Source organism: uncultured Shewanella sp. (genome assembly GCF_947497935.1).
Classification (GTDB): Bacteria; Pseudomonadota; Gammaproteobacteria; order Enterobacterales; family Shewanellaceae; genus Shewanella.
On sequence record NZ_CANMIO010000001.1, the window covers coordinates 384,703 to 402,376 of the forward strand.

The 17,674-nt window shown below is 44.6% G+C and carries 20 protein-coding genes; 8 read left to right on the top strand and 12 right to left on the bottom strand.

All coding sequences use genetic code 11. The annotated features are described in order from the left end of the window. Positions 1-5: 5 nt before the first annotated feature. Complete coding sequence (gene tyrS, locus Q1A86_RS01630; RefSeq protein WP_299802059.1) at positions 6-1,202, top strand: tyrosine--tRNA ligase; 1,197 nt, start codon at positions 6-8, stop codon at positions 1,200-1,202. Positions 1,203-1,277: 75 nt separating this feature from the next. On the opposite strand, the gene Q1A86_RS01635 is transcribed toward tyrS, so the two are convergent. The 6 genes from Q1A86_RS01635 to mtnN all read right to left on the bottom strand — a co-directional run bounded on the left by Q1A86_RS01635 (position 1,278) and on the right by mtnN (position 5,270). Continuing rightward, positions 1,278-1,688 (bottom strand): hypothetical protein, encoded by a 411-nt coding sequence (locus Q1A86_RS01635; protein WP_299802061.1) that lies wholly within the window; start codon positions 1,686-1,688, stop codon positions 1,278-1,280. 178 nt (positions 1,689-1,866) lie between these two features. Then, positions 1,867-2,346, bottom strand: coding sequence for a nuclear transport factor 2 family protein (locus Q1A86_RS01640; RefSeq protein ID WP_299802062.1), 480 nt, complete (start codon positions 2,344-2,346; stop codon positions 1,867-1,869). Next, positions 2,346-2,969 (bottom strand): trimeric intracellular cation channel family protein, encoded by a 624-nt coding sequence (locus Q1A86_RS01645; RefSeq protein ID WP_299802064.1) that lies wholly within the window; start codon positions 2,967-2,969, stop codon positions 2,346-2,348. Before Q1A86_RS01645 ends, Q1A86_RS01640 begins: the two co-directional genes overlap by 1 nt. Then, a complete protein-coding gene (locus Q1A86_RS01650) occupies positions 2,966-3,343 on the bottom strand; it encodes a DUF2721 domain-containing protein (protein ID WP_220764463.1) in 378 nt (125 codons plus the stop codon). Before Q1A86_RS01650 ends, Q1A86_RS01645 begins: the two co-directional genes overlap by 4 nt. A 167-nt stretch (positions 3,344-3,510) precedes the next feature. Beyond that, positions 3,511-4,491 (bottom strand): cobalamin biosynthesis protein, encoded by a 981-nt coding sequence (locus Q1A86_RS01655; RefSeq protein WP_299802065.1) that lies wholly within the window; start codon positions 4,489-4,491, stop codon positions 3,511-3,513. Between the two features lie 86 nt (positions 4,492-4,577). Then, positions 4,578-5,270, bottom strand: coding sequence for a 5'-methylthioadenosine/S-adenosylhomocysteine nucleosidase (gene mtnN, locus Q1A86_RS01660; protein WP_299802067.1), 693 nt, complete (start codon positions 5,268-5,270; stop codon positions 4,578-4,580). A 232-nt stretch (positions 5,271-5,502) separates the two neighbouring features. On the opposite strand from mtnN, the gene Q1A86_RS01665 reads away from it, so the two are divergent. The 6 genes from Q1A86_RS01665 to Q1A86_RS01690 all read left to right on the top strand — a co-directional run bounded on the left by Q1A86_RS01665 (position 5,503) and on the right by Q1A86_RS01690 (position 10,580). Continuing rightward, positions 5,503-6,102 carry a DUF6624 domain-containing protein gene (locus Q1A86_RS01665; protein ID WP_299802069.1) on the top strand — a complete coding sequence of 200 codons (600 nt, stop codon included), beginning with the start codon at positions 5,503-5,505 and terminating at the stop codon, positions 6,100-6,102. A gap of 128 nt (positions 6,103-6,230) precedes the next feature. Next, positions 6,231-6,614: a VOC family protein gene (locus Q1A86_RS01670; RefSeq protein WP_299802071.1), complete on the top strand. Its 384-nt coding sequence runs from the start codon at positions 6,231-6,233 to the stop codon at positions 6,612-6,614. Positions 6,615-6,639: 25 nt separating this feature from the next. Then, positions 6,640-7,095, top strand: coding sequence for a GNAT family N-acetyltransferase (locus Q1A86_RS01675; RefSeq protein WP_299802072.1), 456 nt, complete (start codon positions 6,640-6,642; stop codon positions 7,093-7,095). Positions 7,096-7,404: 309 nt separating this feature from the next. After that, on the top strand, positions 7,405-7,965 hold the full coding sequence (locus Q1A86_RS01680) for a helix-turn-helix transcriptional regulator (RefSeq protein ID WP_299802074.1): 561 nt from the start codon (positions 7,405-7,407) through the stop codon (positions 7,963-7,965). A gap of 16 nt (positions 7,966-7,981) precedes the next feature. Continuing rightward, a complete protein-coding gene (locus Q1A86_RS01685; RefSeq protein WP_299802076.1) occupies positions 7,982-9,808 on the top strand; it encodes a hypothetical protein in 1,827 nt (608 codons plus the stop codon). Positions 9,809-9,857: 49 nt separating this feature from the next. Next, positions 9,858-10,580, top strand: coding sequence for a hypothetical protein (locus tag Q1A86_RS01690; protein ID WP_299802078.1), 723 nt, complete (start codon positions 9,858-9,860; stop codon positions 10,578-10,580). A 59-nt stretch (positions 10,581-10,639) separates the two neighbouring features. Here Q1A86_RS01690 and Q1A86_RS01695 read toward each other — a convergent pair whose 3' ends face one another. From Q1A86_RS01695 to Q1A86_RS01705, 3 genes are all read right to left on the bottom strand, one after another. Then, positions 10,640-11,122 (bottom strand): MarR family winged helix-turn-helix transcriptional regulator, encoded by a 483-nt coding sequence (locus Q1A86_RS01695; protein ID WP_299802079.1) that lies wholly within the window; start codon positions 11,120-11,122, stop codon positions 10,640-10,642. 174 nt (positions 11,123-11,296) lie between these two features. Next, complete coding sequence (locus tag Q1A86_RS01700) at positions 11,297-12,001, bottom strand: TorF family putative porin (RefSeq protein ID WP_299802081.1); 705 nt, start codon at positions 11,999-12,001, stop codon at positions 11,297-11,299. Between the two features lie 18 nt (positions 12,002-12,019). Beyond that, positions 12,020-13,237, bottom strand: coding sequence for a BCCT family transporter (locus Q1A86_RS01705; RefSeq protein WP_299802083.1), 1,218 nt, complete (start codon positions 13,235-13,237; stop codon positions 12,020-12,022). Between the two features lie 157 nt (positions 13,238-13,394). On the opposite strand from Q1A86_RS01705, the gene Q1A86_RS01710 reads away from it, so the two are divergent. Beyond that, positions 13,395-13,538 (top strand): hypothetical protein, encoded by a 144-nt coding sequence (locus Q1A86_RS01710; RefSeq protein WP_299802086.1) that lies wholly within the window; start codon positions 13,395-13,397, stop codon positions 13,536-13,538. Between the two features lie 29 nt (positions 13,539-13,567). Here the strand turns inward: Q1A86_RS01710 and betA are convergent, their stop codons facing one another. The 3 genes from betA to betI are packed head-to-tail and all read right to left on the bottom strand — an operon-like array spanning position 13,568 to position 17,334. Then, the gene (gene betA, locus Q1A86_RS01715; protein ID WP_299802089.1) at positions 13,568-15,265 is read right to left on the bottom strand and encodes a choline dehydrogenase; all 1,698 of its coding nucleotides are present in this window, start codon (positions 15,263-15,265) and stop codon (positions 13,568-13,570) included. A 9-nt stretch (positions 15,266-15,274) separates the two neighbouring features. Continuing rightward, the gene (betB, locus tag Q1A86_RS01720) at positions 15,275-16,738 is read right to left on the bottom strand and encodes a betaine-aldehyde dehydrogenase (protein ID WP_299802091.1); all 1,464 of its coding nucleotides are present in this window, start codon (positions 16,736-16,738) and stop codon (positions 15,275-15,277) included. After that, entirely contained in the window at positions 16,729-17,334 is a 606-nt protein-coding gene (betI, locus tag Q1A86_RS01725) for a transcriptional regulator BetI (RefSeq protein WP_299802092.1), read from the bottom strand. The genes betB and betI overlap by 10 nt, the downstream gene beginning before the upstream one ends. Positions 17,335-17,674 lie beyond the last annotated feature (340 nt).

Consider the following 17,674-nt stretch of genomic DNA (forward strand, 5'->3'; position numbering starts at 1 on the left):
CCGATATGGCTGATTTAGAGCAAGCATTAGCAGAAATAAGACGTGGCACCGACGAGATTTTACTCGAAGCGGATCTACTGGAGAAGTTGAAAGAAGGTCGCCCATTAAAAATTAAATTAGGCGCTGACCCGACCGCTCCTGATATTCATCTTGGCCACACGGTTATTTTGAACAAGATGCGTACTTTCCAAGAGCTAGGTCATGAAGTGATCTTCTTGATTGGTGACTTCACCGGTATGGTCGGTGACCCTAGTGGTAAGAACAGCACGCGTCCACCTTTGACTCGTGAGCAAGTGCTTGCCAATGCTGAAACTTATAAGCAGCAGGTTTATAAGATTTTAGATCCTGCTAAGACTCGTATCGAGTTTAACTCTACTTGGTTAGAGCCACTTGGTGCTGCGGGTATGATCCGCCTTGCTTCACAGCAAACTGTTGCACGTATGATGGAACGTGATGACTTTAAGAAGCGTTACGGTTCGGGTCAATCAATTGCGATCCACGAATTCATGTATCCATTGCTACAAGGTTACGACTCAGTTGCACTCGAGGCTGATGTTGAGCTAGGTGGTACCGATCAGAAGTTTAACCTTCTAATGGGTCGTGAACTGCAAAAGTCTGCAGGCCAAAAGCCACAGACAGTGATCATGATGCCACTGCTTGAAGGCCTAGACGGTGTTAAGAAGATGTCTAAGTCTGCTCACAACTATATTGGTGTGAGTGAGCCGGCGGGTGAGATGTTTGGTAAAATCATGTCAATCTCAGATGATTTGATGTGGCGTTACTTCGAGCTACTGTCTTTCCGTCCTCTGACTGAAATTGAGCAATTTAAAGCAGACGTTGATGCGGGTGCTAACCCACGTGATGTGAAAATCGCACTAGCGAAAGAGATCATCGCACGCTTCCATGATGAAGCTGCCGCAGAAGCTGCACACAATGAGTTTATCAACCGCTTCCAAAAAGGCGCTATCCCTAGCGATATCGAAGAGTTAGAGATTGCTGCTGGTGAAGGTATTGCGATTGCTAACCTGCTTAAAGAAGCCGGTCTAGTGAGCTCAACATCTGATGCGATGCGTATGATTAAGCAGGGTGCTGCTAAGATGGATGGCGATAAGATTGAAGATACTCGCCTACAATTGCACGCTGGTACTTCGGCTGTTTTCCAAGTGGGTAAGCGTAAGTTCGCTAAGATCACAATAGTTTAAGCTGCTGCGATGGCCTAGCTTAACTCGCTAGGCCTAAGAGCTAAGTCTAAACACATATCACAGGGCCTAAATCGGCTAGTGATTATCCGAACAACGGTCTGTACCAAAGTGCAGGCCGTTTTTACATTGCCAAGTTAATCTTGCTGCATCCAACTTCCAACGATTTTTTTGCTTTTCCATCGAAAGGATTAATAGCATTTTAGGATGCTGCTCACTGGCACCACTGACGTTATAGGTCACAACCTTGCCTTGGTATTGTTTGACTTTGGCCAGCTGGAAACTGCTGCCCGCATAGTGGGCCGAAATAGACTCTGGCAGCTGACTCCAGCTGCGTTGTTGTTGCTGAGCGAGCTCAAGTTTTTGATTAAACTTATTAATAGGCTGATCGGCAAAAGAGACCACGATAGGTTGCTCGAGAGCAAAAGCAGAGCCAGCAACTAGCGTGGAAAAGATAATCAGAGAGCGAAGCGCGTTATTAAAACTCATAACAACCTACTACAGATAAGGTACTTAATACTTTGACACGTTAGTGACAAAAAGTTTCCTGTAGTAGGGTGAATTTGTGAGCTAGGTAGACTAGTAATGGCTATAAGCTTACGATTGCTACATTGCTACATTGCTACATTGCTACATTGCTGTTTAGCGCTTTACACTGGTTTGGCGATTATTGAACAGCCAATTGATCTGACATGGTTTGGTAATCCATCAGATCTTGATGTTCTTTCACTCTTTCATGGGTCATGTCTAAGCGCAGTGTTGTCACGCCAGGAATGGCGATATCGATGATACGTCCAGGCTTTCCAAAGAGCTCGCCTGGGCCTTTGTAGCGGTAATTACCAATAAGCACGACTAAGGAGCCTGAGTTAAACATATGCTCGATATTAAAGTTGTACTCGAGTACGCCGCGATGAGCGCGTTTCAAGAACTGAAGAATATGGCGTCTGCCGGTGTATTTACGCCCGGCGGTTCTGTCGTTAAACACACTGTCACGATTATAAAAAGCACTCAGGCTAGAGTAGTCTTGATGAGTTAGGGCGTGAATATACTTGATCGCTAGCTGTTGCTCTTTTGGCATGTCACCGATATTAGCAAGAGCGGGAAAGCTAAAGAGTACAAATACAAAACTAAAGAAAGCTAATCTCATTATTGTGGTGTCTTTAAATCAAAAGCCGGTAAGGAAAGGTGCCAACGAATTGCGGCTAATCTAATCACGAGTGCGGTACTCATTGCAAATAATAAGGCAAACATATCGGCCGCTCCCAAATGCAGGCTAATGGTGTAACAGATCCCCCCCATTATTGATGCGGTGGCGTAGATCTCTGTGCGAAGTACCATAGGCACCTGTTGGCAGAGTAAGTCACGAATAATACCACCGCCAACGCCTGTGATTAACCCCATCACTACAGCAGTCATGCCGCTAAGTTCTAAATTTAGCGCTTTTTCTACGCCAATCACAGTAAAAAGCGCTAAACCGAGCGCGTCGGCCACAGGCAAAATATAGCGGGGAACTCGTTTAGGTTTACGGACAAAAATAAAGGTCAGAGCTACGGTGACTAAAATCACCGTGATGTAATTTGGATCTTGGATCCAAAACACCGGGGTCGTGCCTAACAGGGCGTCGCGAATACTACCGCCACCGATGGCGGTAACCGAGGCTAGCACCAGTACCCCAAAGGGGTCCATCTTGTGCCTGCCCGCGGCTAATGCACCTGAAAGTGCAAATACTGCAGTACCACATAAGTCAAAGAAATAGATCCAATCGATCATTTATCCATCTCTTCAAGATGAATGTTGAGGGCATCGACCGAGATACGGATCTCAATAACCGAAAGCAATAATGAATAGAGCAGTAAAAACAGGCTGCAACCAAAGATAAAGGCGCCAACTTTGTTAAAGCCAATGTAGATAAAAATCATACATAAGACGCATAGAGCGAAGCTTAAAGCGCCAGATTCCTGCATACGCCTAATGATGCTGATCCGTTGACGAAGATTCTTTAACTGGCTGTTATGGATTGGTTTACCGTCATTACTCAAGTTACGAATAAGTGCCGCTAAGGCAAAGAAACGGTTGGTGTAAGCCAGCAATAGCAAAGAGATTGCTGGAAAGAGTAAGGCAGGCGTAGTTAGCGAAACATGGATATTATCGAACAAAGGAATCAGCCCTAAAAAGAGTCAGCACAGTAAGTTTAAATGATGATACCAATGCCAATAATTTATACAAGATGATTACAATCCGATGGACAAATAAGCAGCGCTAAAATGACATTATTAAACAGAATTCAACACAGAGCTGTTATATCTTCTGATTAGCCTTGCATCACTCGCAATATGCCCCAAATAGTGGGCAAGATAATGATAGCCAATGCCCATAGGCTGAAGGCAACGGAGTTGAGTTTTATCGCTCTGAGTAGGGACTGTTCATCGGGGAGATCACCATAAGTTATCTTAGGCATATCAACCCGAGTCTGTTTAAATTTCACTGGCCCACCAAGCTCGATACTCAATGCGCTGGCGACGACTTCGCAGGTTTGATATTCGTTGAGTGGTGTTGCATTTATTTTGGGAAAAAGCAGGGTTGCAAGGCTTTTGGGACCACCTTGAATTGCTAGGCTAAGATTCCATAACTTTGCTGGAAGAAAGTGGAACAGGGTGCTCAAGGCATAGACTGGCATACCAAAATAGTGAAACTCAGGATTATAGACAGGCCAGCAGGATTCGAGCTGTTTAATCATTCTGGCGACGATAAGCAGGGGCACGCCGCCGATAGCATAGAACAAGATGGCCGAAACAGTGCCATAAATTGAGGTGGTCGACAGTCTTTCTATGGCAGCCTTACACAGGCCTACATTTGAAAGCGACGCCGTGCTGCGAGTTAACCAAGGCAGTAATAGGCTACGAGCTCGGGCCTTATTATCCCGTTTTAGCGCGATAGCCGTTTCGTTGGCAATATACCTGAAATGATCGTCTTGCAAACAAAGATAGATAATGATGGTTTCGAAGAACCAGGGGAATTCAGCCAACTCGACCAGAAAACTTATCACCGCCCAAAAGGGGATGATTAACAGCAACATGGCTAAAGTGCCAGCGATTAACTGCTGCGAGGGCGCACGGTTAACATGGTTGACCTTCGCGCTTAAATTTTTAGCCACTTGAGATAACCATTCAAGTGGCTGTAGGCTACGCGGCAGTGGAGCGATTCGTGCCAATAAAATGGACACCAATAACACCAAGGCTCCGATGTAAAGCTGACTATCTTGAGAGAAGATCTTAGTAAACTCTGGAACCATATCGCCGCGCTATCCTTGTGTTGCACTCTTTTACTTAAAACCGCTACTTGAACAGAGAGTTAAGTCAGAGGGAGAAACCGTTTAGCTTATAGTTGCTCAAGTAGTGCGATAACCATCAACGCCGAGTGATGACCCGCTTTAACAATATACTCGTCAAAATCCACTGGCGAGTCGTTGTTAGCATTATCAGACAGTGACCGAATAACCACAAACGGTACGCCAAACTGGTGACAAACCTGAGCAATTGCTGCGCCTTCCATCTCACAAGCAGCCATAGTTGGGAAGTTCTCAAGCATGGTCTTAGTGCGCACAGGATCGCAAATAAAGCTGTCGCCAGTACAGATTAAGCCTTCGATTGCTTTTACTTCACCAAGGCTAGCCACGGCTTTTTGCGCAGCAGTCACAAGCTTAGCGTCAGGAATAAATGCCGCAGGTTGCTGCGCCATCTGGCCAATCTCATAACCGAAAGCGGTCACATCTACATCGTGGTGACGTACTTCAGATGAAATCACGATATCACCAATGGCTAGAGCGTCGACGAAGCCGCCAGCTGAACCTGTGTTAATAATCGCATCAGGCGCATACTTTTCGATAAGTAGCGTCGTCGCAATACTGGCAGTGACTTTACCAATACCAGAGCGAGTAACGATAACTTCTTTACCCGCTAGCTGACCTGCAACAAACTCGATACCGGCGATGGTGGTAGAGCTTGGGTTTTCCATCGACTCAACTAAATGTGCAACTTCCGGCTCCATAGCGCCAATAATACCGATTTTCATTAAATGACCTTTTTACTACCTGAATGAATATGGACGCTAATATACCACGGTGCTTACCGTTAGTGAAAAAGCCTTGAAGATAAGATGAGAGATAGGGCGAAGATGAGGCAGCCATTGTTACGGTGCAATTTATTGTTTCGCTATTTTAGAGGTGATAACTTGTTAAATTAACGTTTGACGTTTGAATGAGTTAATACCGTTTAACCAGCTATGGACAAGGAGTGTTTAGCTTATGCGTTACTTTTTAATCGTTTTATGTGTTTTCTTCTTTTCTATTGCTCAAGCCAATGAAGCATTAAAAAGGGAGTTGATTCATATGAGTGCTATAGATCAGAAGGTTAGGCGTGAAATTCAAGAAAGTGGCTGGGAGAATAGCTCTAAAGCATTATTGCTGAAAATCCAGGAAATAGATGAGAACAACACTAATAGATTAAAGGTTATTATCAAAGAACACTCTTGGTTAACCAGCGATTTAGTCGGTAAAGAAGGAATGGCGGCTGTGTTTTTAATCGTTCAACATTCACCAGATCTTGAATTTAAAGCACAGATGCTTCCTTATTTAAAAATTTCATATTTAAAGGGAGAGGGAGTTACTGGGCAGGAAGTCGCTCTTCTTACCGATAGAGTTCTTATAGAGAAAGGTTACAAACAATTGTATGGAACTCAGGTAGATATAAGTGCAGGAAAGGTGATAATTAAACCGATAGAAGATGAAACTAATGTAGATACGCGCCGTGCAGAAATGCAAATGCCGCCATTAGCATTTTATTTAAAGCTGATGGAAGAGATGTATGGTATTACTGACCATCCAGAAATAGAGCTTAATCAATGAATTCATGATGAAGTCGTCATTGTCACTTTCATTGTCATTGCCATCTAAATCGACATCCAGTGCTCCAAAGCTTAACCCCAATTCTGCAGGAGTTAAGCTAAATGAGTTGATAGCGATAAGGAAAAGTTATGAACCTAAATCAAGTCACTTTGCCAGTTTATGACATGCCAGCTGCGGTACACTTCTATTTAACCTTAGGCTTTATACTGATAGTCGATACGCCGCACTATGCGCGCTTCGAATGCCCCGTTGGAGATGCCACTTTTTCGCTCTCTCTAGAGGATGAGGCTGGCAAGACTGTTGGAAAAGGTTGCGGCGCCATCATCTATTTTGAACATGAGAAGCTCGATGAGTGGGTGAGTTCGCTGAAACAAGCGGGCATTGAGTTTGACCAAGATCCGACGGATCAAGCCTACCTTTGGCGTGAGGCGATACTGCACGACCCATCGGGCAACAAGATTAAGCTCTATTGGGCGGGCGAGAACCGACTGAATCCGCCATGGCGAGTATGAAAGTTAGATTGAGATCGAGAGAAAAATGCAAATCAAACTAGGCTTAATCCGTGACGACAAGGTGCTGGCGCTATTAAAAGATCACCATGAAGATATGTGCAGCCATTCGCCGCCAGAGAGTGTGCATGCGCTCGATGTGTCTGGGCTGGAGGCTGACCATGTTACCTTCTGGAGCCTATGGAGCGAAGATGAACTTGCTGGCTGCGGTGCGCTAAAGCAGTTAGATAGTACCCACGGTGAAATTAAGTCGATGCGCACATCCACTGACTTTTTACGTCAAGGCGTTGCCCAACAACTATTAGCCCACATCATTGCAGAGGCAAGATCACGGGGTTATCAGAGGCTTAGCCTTGAGACTGGCTCTATGAAAGCCTTTATTCCAGCCCGTAAACTCTATGAGCAGTTTGGCTTTCAAGGCTGCGAGCCGTTTGGAGATTATACGCACGACCCCTACAGTAGTTTTATGACTAAAAAACTCTAGTGAATGGATAATATTAACTATTTTCTATCAATGATGATTCTCGCCTAGTCAGTTTCTGAAGTATTTATATACTGCCTCGCCCTGAGATAAGTTGATACTTTGGAGACTTTCTCCAATTCTTGCTTTTCTCTAATGGTTTAACCCTTTTTCGTATTGCTCAAGATCACGTAAAACAAACAAGTCTCGCGTATTAGTGTGATGTGTGTCACGCATAACTCTTGCTTTACTAGAACTCTAGATTCAATCAGCACGACCTCACAGTTGTTGCCCTATTTTATTTATTAAAATTATATAAAGGCTGCAGTATATATGTTGAGTTTTATGGAGTGGATAATATTTTATTTTTCCTATCAAAAAAAAGATAAGTTAAAGGTTGCAAGTAAGCCTGTCGTTAATAGATATGACTATTGTAGGAAAGTGGCTATATCTGATGATAAATATAAATCTTTCTCATGCAAGATGTTATCTAAGGTAGATGATAATGAACGAGATAAACTTATTTTTAGAACATTTATTCACGAACCAAAAATATTACAGGTTGTAAGTGGTGCAAGTGAAGAGTTATATGCGAATGTATATTTGTTAAATGGGGTGGGTAACCAGATTTCTAAAGAAAGTATATTGGAAACAGTCACTTTAAATATGCCTGATAATGCAGGCGTTCATCAAGCCCGTTCATTCGCCAAACAAAGATCTGTTGTAAAACTCACAGCATTGGGCTTTAACACCCAAGATATCGCCAAGGCCTTATGTCTAACGCCAAGAGGTGTGGAGTATCACCTAAACAATGCGAAACACATACTTGGGGCTAACAATAAATCAAATTTAGTCTATTTGGCTGCCATTCAAGGATGGCTTAATTTAAATTAGGATGTAAATAAATAAAATGAAAAAACTTTCCGCATTATCTTTTGCGTTGCTTTTGGCTGCCTGTGGCTCCGATGATAGCCCAAGCATACCGCCATCTATTTCTGAGCCTGAATATGAAAATTTAGATGTTAAGGTTGATACTAAAGAAACTTTTAACGGTGAAGTGACTGTATATTTAGGTCGTCATAGAAACTGTGATTATTATCCACAATACTGTACTAAGGATGGTAGAAATTTAATCACCCCTGATGACAGTAAATATATTATTAAAGTCAGTGCTGACGAGCTTAAGAGGAAGTATCCAGAATCAATTAATAAAGAGCTATTTTCATCCGGAAATTACTCTGCTTTGGACGTATTACGCTATGTCGCCGATACCCGCAAAGATTTACACTTCGAGCTGGGTGAATTTAATCAAGAGATCGGTACCTATGAGTTTAACGTGTCATGGGATAGAAATGGTGATGGTAACTTCACCTCTTTAGATAACATAGATAGTGAAAGTAACCTCAATAGCCCAGATTGGTACGCTCGATTTATGTATGACGAAGGCGAGTCGATGCGTGAAGGCTCTCAGGCTTCGTTAGAGGTTTTGTACGACCGCCTAGATGAGTTTCCTGTACGCAATAATCTATTTCTTCGATTTGAGTCATTCTCTCATGATATGACTGAGCGTCGTCAATCACTGCAGCGAAAGCAAGTTGATAGACTGGAGCAACATGGGGGTGTCGTACTGCCTGAATTGCTCGTCAATTTTGGTAAGGGAGCAGGAGACGAAGTCATAGCGAGAGATATCCCTGTATCTGCCCATAATATTCGAACGGATATCTTCACGGAGGGCACTCATACCGCCATGGATTTACTGCTCTCTGCTGATGATGAAGGTTTAGTCGATTTTCAGTTTAACTATTGGCCTCAGCTTCATTTAGATACAAATGTCGGCAGTTATGGTTTGGTGTCAATTAATGGGCAGCGAGCGAAAGGCTTGGCTGGATGGCTACTACGAATTGGCGAGAAAGAAACTTTCACCGACTTCTTCGATCCTATTCCTCTGGACAATGGTGCTGGCGTTATTGCTAACATTAAAGCAGCTGGGCCAAAGTATTGCTCTTGGTTAATACCTGATGGACAACATACTGACCAAACGGCAATGCAGTGTTATGAAGAGTGGGGCAACTTGTTTGGAGGCGCTTTCATTCATCGAATGACTGATGTAATCGTCAACAAGTACCCTGTTGGGGTTGTTCAGCTGTTTTGGCTAGATGCAATGAATAAAACTTGGAATCCGACCGAACAAAATATCGCGGGAGATGGAAAGTTTCCTGTTTATGATATTTCTAAAGCCATTGCTCCCCTAGAAGAAAGTCACTTTGGCTGGAAGGTCGCAGATTGCGGTATGTGCCATAGCTTAGATAATATTCATCTAGATGGTGACTCGCCAGCATTGCCTGGTACGATAGAGCCATATTTCTGTGCTTCTTGTCATGGTAATAACGGGGCGACAGCCGGCCATGGTGAGACTTCTCACTGTTTCTGGTGCCATTCTAAAGACCAGAAGATGCCAAATCATGGCGACGCATCGATAGAACGTGTGATTTCCGAGATCGCTTGCGTAGATAGAAATACAGGGGAGCCAGATGATGGGAATAAAGGCCCATGCTCGACAGTATTAAATATGCCTGCAGGTACGCTTGTTGCGCATGATAGAGCAGGAAACTATGAGTCAGAATTCCCTGATATTAAATATTCCAATAAGATCACGACAATGGGTAATGGTGATTGGCATACAAGCCAAACTTTCCCAGACCCGTATGCTTGTGTGACATGTCACGTTAATCAATAGAGTAAGAGCTTGCAAGCCGAGGAGACCAACTTGGCTTGCATGTTAAATCATGAAGAAAATAGACATAGAAACTGTTGTTAAAGTTGCCAAAGAGATCATTAAGAAGAAGGGCGTTATGGGCTTTTCCATGAGCGACCTGTCAACGGAAGGGGGGATCTCTCCGGGGACTCTGTACAGAATAGTCAATAATAAATCAGATATTCTTGTTCATATTTTCATCGGCTGTCTTTCTAAGAGGTTAGAGATGGCTTTAATCATGAAGGAGTTGCCACTAACTGCAAAAGAGCGCTTCTTGGTTTGGAATCTGTATCCAAGCTATCTGAGTGAGTATCGTGATAAGACTTATGATTATGGGGTTACGATTCTTGGCAGCAATCAGAGTGTGTTGTCCCATTCTAGCCCTGAACTGATTGAGAAATTAAATGTGATTGTTAGTAAAAATATGGCAACCGACAGGGGGCTATATGAAGATATGCTGAAGGCGGGTGATGTCTCTAGCTCCTCAGAATTGACTAAAAGTGTTTTTCTTCAGTCAATTACTGCTAGCCGAGGTGTGCATGTCATGTCATCAAACCAGTTAATACTGCCCGGTAAAGGGCATCAGATCACTCAAAGCGGTATCAGTTTGTTGATGAACACCTTATCGCAATTAGATTGGGGGAAGCTTGAGTCCGTGAATGAACAGCGTATCATGATGGCAATGAGAACCGGAAAAGATCTGTCATCAACCGAGGCTATATGGAAAGGTGGATTGGGAGCTCAAGATAGTTAATCTAGATTTGAACTTGCCTATTAGCATCTCCTTTAAAAGCTGACAGTATGAGGTCGCCTTTATTGAGGTGCATCAGCTTGAATTTGCCCCACTAAGAGTACAGGCGCTGCATCTAGCTCATCGGCATCCATCATGGCGGCGATACGTTCAACAGATGACAGCAATTGGCTTTGCTCCCACTGTTCCAGATTTTGATAACGGGTAATAAAGTGTTCTTGTAAAGGTTTAGGCGAGTCACTTAATAAGGCTTGGCCTGTTTCACTCAATGACAAATGTACCTTGCGCTTATCGGTCTCACTGCGCGTTCTGATCACGAGCTTGCGGTTTTCTAACCTATCTATAATCGTGGTAACAGTGGCAGGACTTAAGGCGACTTCTTTGGCTATATCCTTAGCTAATGGTGCATCTAACTGAGCGATATTTTGCATCACCATCAACTGAGGTCCAGTTAAGCCTGATTGTTTGTTAAGTTGACGTGAGTGGATATCAATTGCTCGGATCACTCGGCGCAGTGAAATCAATAGTTGTTCGTACTTTTCCATCTGTTTTCCTTAGCCAAAAGGCCTTTGCCGATATTGTTAAGTGATGAGCGAATATGCTTACAGTTGATCGTGATTTAGCAGCACTTACAAAAGTGCGGTACAACGACCTGCGTTATACCGCACAATTTATATAAGGCGCAAGTTTGCACTTGCTACATACTGGTTAGAAACCCTTTAGAAGTTGAAGGTTCTTGCAACCGAAAGTACTGCGCGAGTATCGGCGGTATCGATATCCATGCTGGTATCTTCAACTGCTAGGTTAAAGTCAAAACCTTTCCAGCTAGTCATGTACTCGGCGCGATAATGGTTATAGGCTTTGTCGCCATCCCAAGACCACTTGTTCTCGTCTGTTGACGTTGAACGGTCAAAGCTGATACGGATATCATGACCTTCGGCTATGGTAAAGGTATGTGCTGCCATCATGATGTAATGACCCGCGTCCACACCGAAGTAATCCCATGTGTACCAGAAGTTAAGCTCTGTCTGACCAACAGATGAACCGTAGCCAAACTTAGTGTAAATCTCTGGGTACTGATATTCGTCTGAGAACGAATCACCATGGTAAGTGTAGTAAGCGATACCCGCATCCAGTGAAACACTTTCACTTAACTGATAGAACATACCGCCGTAGAAGTCGAGTTCTAGCCAAGTGTCGTCACCCGAGCCATAATCAACGTTCGATGCCCAAGTGCCCACATACCAGCCTGCATCGGCGGCGTAATCTAAGCTTGCCTGTAGCGCAGGACCGTTGTCTGTTTGGCTTACACCGTTAAAGGTGTAGTCAGAGGTAGCAGTAACGGTTGAGCTAACGTTAGCCATTGCCGTTGTTGGCAAAACGATTAGACCCAGTAGCGCAAGATTTTTAATTGTTGTTTTCATTGTTTCCCTATCTTTTTTTTAGTTAGCTAATTCAATTTTGCTAAAATCAATTTTGTTCTCTGTTGGTGAACGCTCAATCGCGGCCACCTTCTTGTATTTCGTCGCCATTATGTAACCAAAGCAGCCTAAAATTAGGCCAATGGCTAGGGCTCCAACCCACTGAATTTCTAAGAAGTTAAGTTGGAATAACAGGGTTAGGCCGCTCATTAAGGCAAGGTTACCTATGATGTATTTAGTCTTGCCGAAGCGTTCCACTGTCAGGTTGAGGTTGTCGGTGTACAGACGAATTAACGAGTCGAGGGAGTTAACTACGAAAGTAATGCCGACCATCACCATGGCAAGGTTATAGAAGCCTGTGGTGGCTATCTCATTGGCGCTGTAGTAGTACAGAACGGTAAACCACACGGCGATTGGTAACGATGGGAAAACCATCATGGCAATCAATACTTGATAGGTCTTCAAGCCACCCACAAAACGTGAGGTGAACTGACCAATCATGATGCTCCAAGCAAACCACCAGAATAGGTAGAATTCGTGGTAATCGTTCATCGGAAGTACGAAGTGGTGAATATTGCCAAAGTAATCACCAATTAAGGCGAAGGTATTCACGAATTCACCGATCCCAGATTCTTTTGACATAAAGGCGCCAGCCCACATCAACACGATTAAACCTAAGAACAACCAAGTGCTGGCTAAGCTAAGGATACGTACATAGCGGATGCTAGTACTCGAGTACACGGCTGCGGCGATAATCACGAATACAATCAGATAGAAGCTACTGACAATTGACTCTCCATCGCCCATTTCTGGCAGGTACCAAGGTAAGTTGGTTAATAATAGGTAAGCGGTAAAGGCACAGGTGCCGATAATCACTAAGTTATTAATAAACTTAATCACTGGGATTTCGAAGAACTTCACTCTTGGCTCTATCACACAGAAATAGAAGCAAGTTAAGAAGTAAAACGCCCAGATTAAGAATGCCCAGAAACCAAACTCAATCGCTAATGGATTAGTAAAGCCGTATTCAGGACTCGCGCTTAAGTCTGCATAGCCACCGAACTCCGTTAGCGGGAACATGATTAAGCCAACATCGAGCCCCGAGGTAAACAGGATTGCGATAAAGGTAAAGGTACGCACTGGCGTGACACCAATACACTTGACGTTACCCCAGCGATAAATCACAAAGGCAATGGCGGCGAAAGTAAATAATATCCCTATAGTTAGCCAGGTAGTCATTATTGAGCTCCTAACTTTTGTTTATTTAACATGGTTTGATCCTTGTTTTTATTATCGTTATGCCCGCTTTCAGCCAAATTTTGGCTGCAAAAATCCCTCAAGCCTTAATTGCCGCTTTTACGACAGTTAAGGTTTGATAAATTAAACGTGGCGATTAATGCCATTTAGCCGCAGTGGCTTAGGCTGGCTACCTATACGTAAACAGTTTGAAGAGGCGGCAGAAGGATTGCCGAACATCTTCATCTCGTTTGTGGAGGGGCTTGGCTTAGCCCATGTACAGCACGAGTGCGCTTGCACATGAGCTAAGCAGCATGAGTTAAGCCACAGCGATTATCTTGCTGGCGGTCGTTGTCTTTGTTGCTGTTGCCAATCCTGACTAACAACCACTTCGGCTGCACTTGGCGCGAGTGGCGTGTTACCTAAGATTAAGTCGGCGGCACGCTCGGCTAACATGATGGTTGGCGAGTTAAGATTACCGTTTGGAATGGTCGGGAAAATTGAAGAATCAACCACCCTAAGACTCTGTATTCCATGTACTCGGGTGTCTGAGTCCACCACAGCCATTGCATCTTCTCCCATCTTGCAGGTGCAAGAGGGATGGTAGGCACTTTCAACCGCGCTTCTCACGAAACTGTCTATCTGTTCATCGGTTTCTACACTCATTCCAGGTTGGATCTCTTCACCGCGGAATTCATCTAGCGCTGGCTGGTTGATGATCTCTCGTGTTAAGCGAACGCAGGCGCGGAAACCTTCGATATCATCTTGATGAGAAAGGTAGTTAAATAAAATGCTGGGGGCCTGCTTAGGATCATCTGAGATGACTTTGACACTGCCACGACTCTTAGGCTTGTTATGCCCTATATGCACCTGAAAACCATGACCAGCAAAGGCTTCTTTGCCGTCGTATCGCATCGCAGCTGGCAGGAAGTGGTATTGCAGATCCGGCCATTCGAGACCCGCTTTTGAGCGAATAAAGCCGCAAGATTCGAAATGATTGGTCGCGCCTAGGCCCGATTTGTTTAAGATCCAGCGAGTGCCGATAAACAATTTATTCAGTGGGTCTAGCTTGCCGTTAAGCGATATAGGCTTAAGGCACTTAAACTGGAAGTAAAACTCGAGGTGATCTTGCAGGTTTTCCCCCACACCAGGCAGCTCGTGTATTTGCTCAATACCAGCTTTGGCTAAGGTGTCTGCTGCACCAATACCTGAGAGTTGTAAGATATGTGGCGACCCAATTGAGCCTGCCGATAACACCACTTCCTTATTGGCATTAACCTCTAACATCTTGCCTTTACGCTCAAAGCGTACACCTACGGCTTTGTTAGCTTCGCCTTGCTTGGTTGAAAACAGCACCTTGTGCACCTGAGCATGAGTGATAACGGTTAGGTTTTCACGCTTCATGGCAGGTCTTAGGTAGGCGTTAGCCGTTGACCAACGTACGCCATTTTTAACCGTCATATGCATAGGGCCAAAGCCCTCTTGCTGTGCACCATTGTAGTCGTTAGTGGCTAAGTAACCGGCATCAATACCTGCTGCTACAAAGGCTTTGTAGAGCGGGTTTTTCATATTATTGCCGTTGTTGACTCCTAAAGGGCCATTACCGCCGCGGTAGTCATCTTCGCCAAACGCCCAGCTTTCGGCTTTTTTGAAATAGGGCAAGCAGTGGGCGTAATCCCAGTTTTTTGCCCCTTGTTGCTGCCATTCATCGAAATCACGAGCATGGCCGCGTACATACACCATGCCGTTAATCGATGAAGAGCCGCCTAACACTTTGCCTCGTGGGCAGTGCATACGGCGATTATCAAGATAAGGCTCGGGATCGGTTTCAAATTGCCAAGCGTACTTCTTGGTATTCATGGGGATCGATAACGCAGTAGGCATCTGAATAAAGATGCTCTTATCGCTGCCACCTGTTTCAAGCAATAACACGCGGTTATTGCTATCGGCTGATAAACGGTTCGCTAATACGCAGCCTGCGCTACCTGCGCCAACGATAATATAGTCGTATTGAGGATTAGTCATGGTCATGTCAGCTCCTTAAAATGGACTTTCAAGAGGCTGCATACCTACGTATACGGCTTTGATCTGGGTGTAAGCTTTTAGGGTTTCGCTGCCGTTTTCACGGCCAATCCCAGACATCTTGTAACCCCCCACGGGCATTTCGGCAGGTGAAGCGCCATAGGCATTTATCCAGCAAATACCGGCTTGCATCTGATGAATAACACGGTGCGCGCGGGTGATGTCTTGAGTAAATACTCCTGCTGCAAGCCCTAAATGGATGTCGTTAGCGCGGCGAACCACTTCTTCTTCATCGCTAAAGGGCAGTACAGACATCACCGGGCCAAAAATCTCTTCTTTGCTTATGGTCATCTCATCAAGGCAGTTGCCAAAAATGGTAGGTGCAACAAAAAAGCCATTAGGGCTATTTTCAGGCTTAAGGGCATGGCCACCAATGAGTAGCTCGGCGCCTTGTTGTTTACCTATCTCGATATAGCTCAGAACCTTGTCTTGGTGAGCCTTTGAGATAAGTGCACCAAAGTTAGTGGCTGGATCCATAGGATCACCGCAGACGATATTGTCGTGAGTACGCTGTAGTAGTTTCTGAATAAATTGTGGGTAGATATCTTGCTGCACAAATACGCGGGTACCGTTAGTGCAGATCTCACCCTGAGTGTAGAAGTTGCCTAACATGGCAGCAGATACCGCGTTGTCGATATCGGCATCATTGAAGATGATCAGCGGTGACTTACCGCCAAGCTCCATGGTGACCTCTTTGAGTGAGCTTGCCGCGGCGGCCATTACTTTCTTACCGGTACCGACTTCACCTGTGAATGAGACTTTGGCTATTTCATCATTATTGGTCAGCCAAGCACCGACTCGGCCATCCCCTTGAACGACGTTAAACACACCGTCAGGTACGCCTGCTTCGGTGAAGATCTCTGCCAGCTTTAGTGCACCGAGGGGCGTTTCTTCCGACGGCTTAAAGATCATCACATTACCGCAAGCCAAAGCGGGAGCCGATTTCCAGCAAGCGATTTGCAGCGGGTAGTTCCATGCGCCAATACCGGCACAAATGCCTAGTGGCTCACGGCGGGTGTAATAGAAATCATCGCCGATAGTTTGCTGATTGCCTTCAATGCTAGGCGCTAAGCCTGCGAAGAACTCGATTGAGTCTGCGCCAGTTACGACATCGACCACAGAGGCTTCTTGCCAAGGCTTACCCGTGTCTTGCACTTCAATGGCTGCAAGCTCATCGTTGCGCTGACGGAGTAGGGCCACAGCCTTTAGTAGAATACGGCTACGCTCCATTGCGGTCATTTTTGACCAGAGGTCAAATCCGGCTTTTGCACTTTCAATGGCGGCTTGTTGAATTTTTTCGTCGGCAACTTCGACTAAATAGCTCACCTCTCCATTGGCTGGATTGATGACTTCGAAGGTTTCGCCTGTGGAATTGTTGAGGGCTTTGCCGTGGATATAATTGGGGTATACGACTAGTGACATCGGTTTTCTCCGTACTGCATGATCACTGCCTCGATAAAGGCTTTAGATAGAATTTGGGCCTGCTCGAACTCTTTCTCTGGGGCTGGGCTTAAGGCACTGCGGAGCCAGAAACCATCGATCATCGCAGCGGTTTGCTTGGCGGCGGTAACGGCTTGTGCCTTAGGAAGAAGCTTTTTAAAAGAGAATAGGAGGTTGCTGTATAAACGCTGGCTGTTGATGTGTTGTAGTCTGGCAAGACCCTGCTCATGCATGGCTTGTGACCAAAAGCTTAACCAAGTCTTAGTGGCAGGCCTTGAACGTTGTAGTTCGGTAAAATTGGCTTCCACAATGGCATGTAGCCTTTCTAGCGGTAGCATAGTCTTGCCTAATGTGCGGCTAAGTAATGCTTGTTTAAGTTGATCTAGTAGGTACTTCTGCGTCGCTTCAATCAGACCTTGTTTGCCACCGAAGTAGTGACTGATGAGTCCAGAAGATAAACCAGCCAAGCCGCTAATGCTATTGATGGTGGTATTGTGTAAACCGTGGCGCTCAACTGAGATAAGAGTGGCTTCGATGAGCTGTTGTTGTCGAACGGTTTTCATTGGCGGACGGGGCATAAAAAGCGAGTTCCTGAGTACAGTTTTAGAATGTTATTTTTTATGTTTTCTTATTGTGATTTTGTGTTTTTTATTGTTGATTGAACGTTCAATTAATAACAACTTTAATGGTTAGAGTTGTAACGATCAAGCTTTATTAAAAAGCGTGACGCACTTCACGGATTTGATTCGGTGAATTGTGGCAGGACTATGGCGTTTGCAAGTTATTGTTTGTTATAGGGTAACTGGCTTGCTGTAATTTTACTCAGAGAGGTCAGATGAGTCGTAAATAAAGTTTGAATAAAAATTAGTTTTAGCTGTAATCGTTATCGAATTGGCTTCGGTTGTGAGCAAAAGGGGA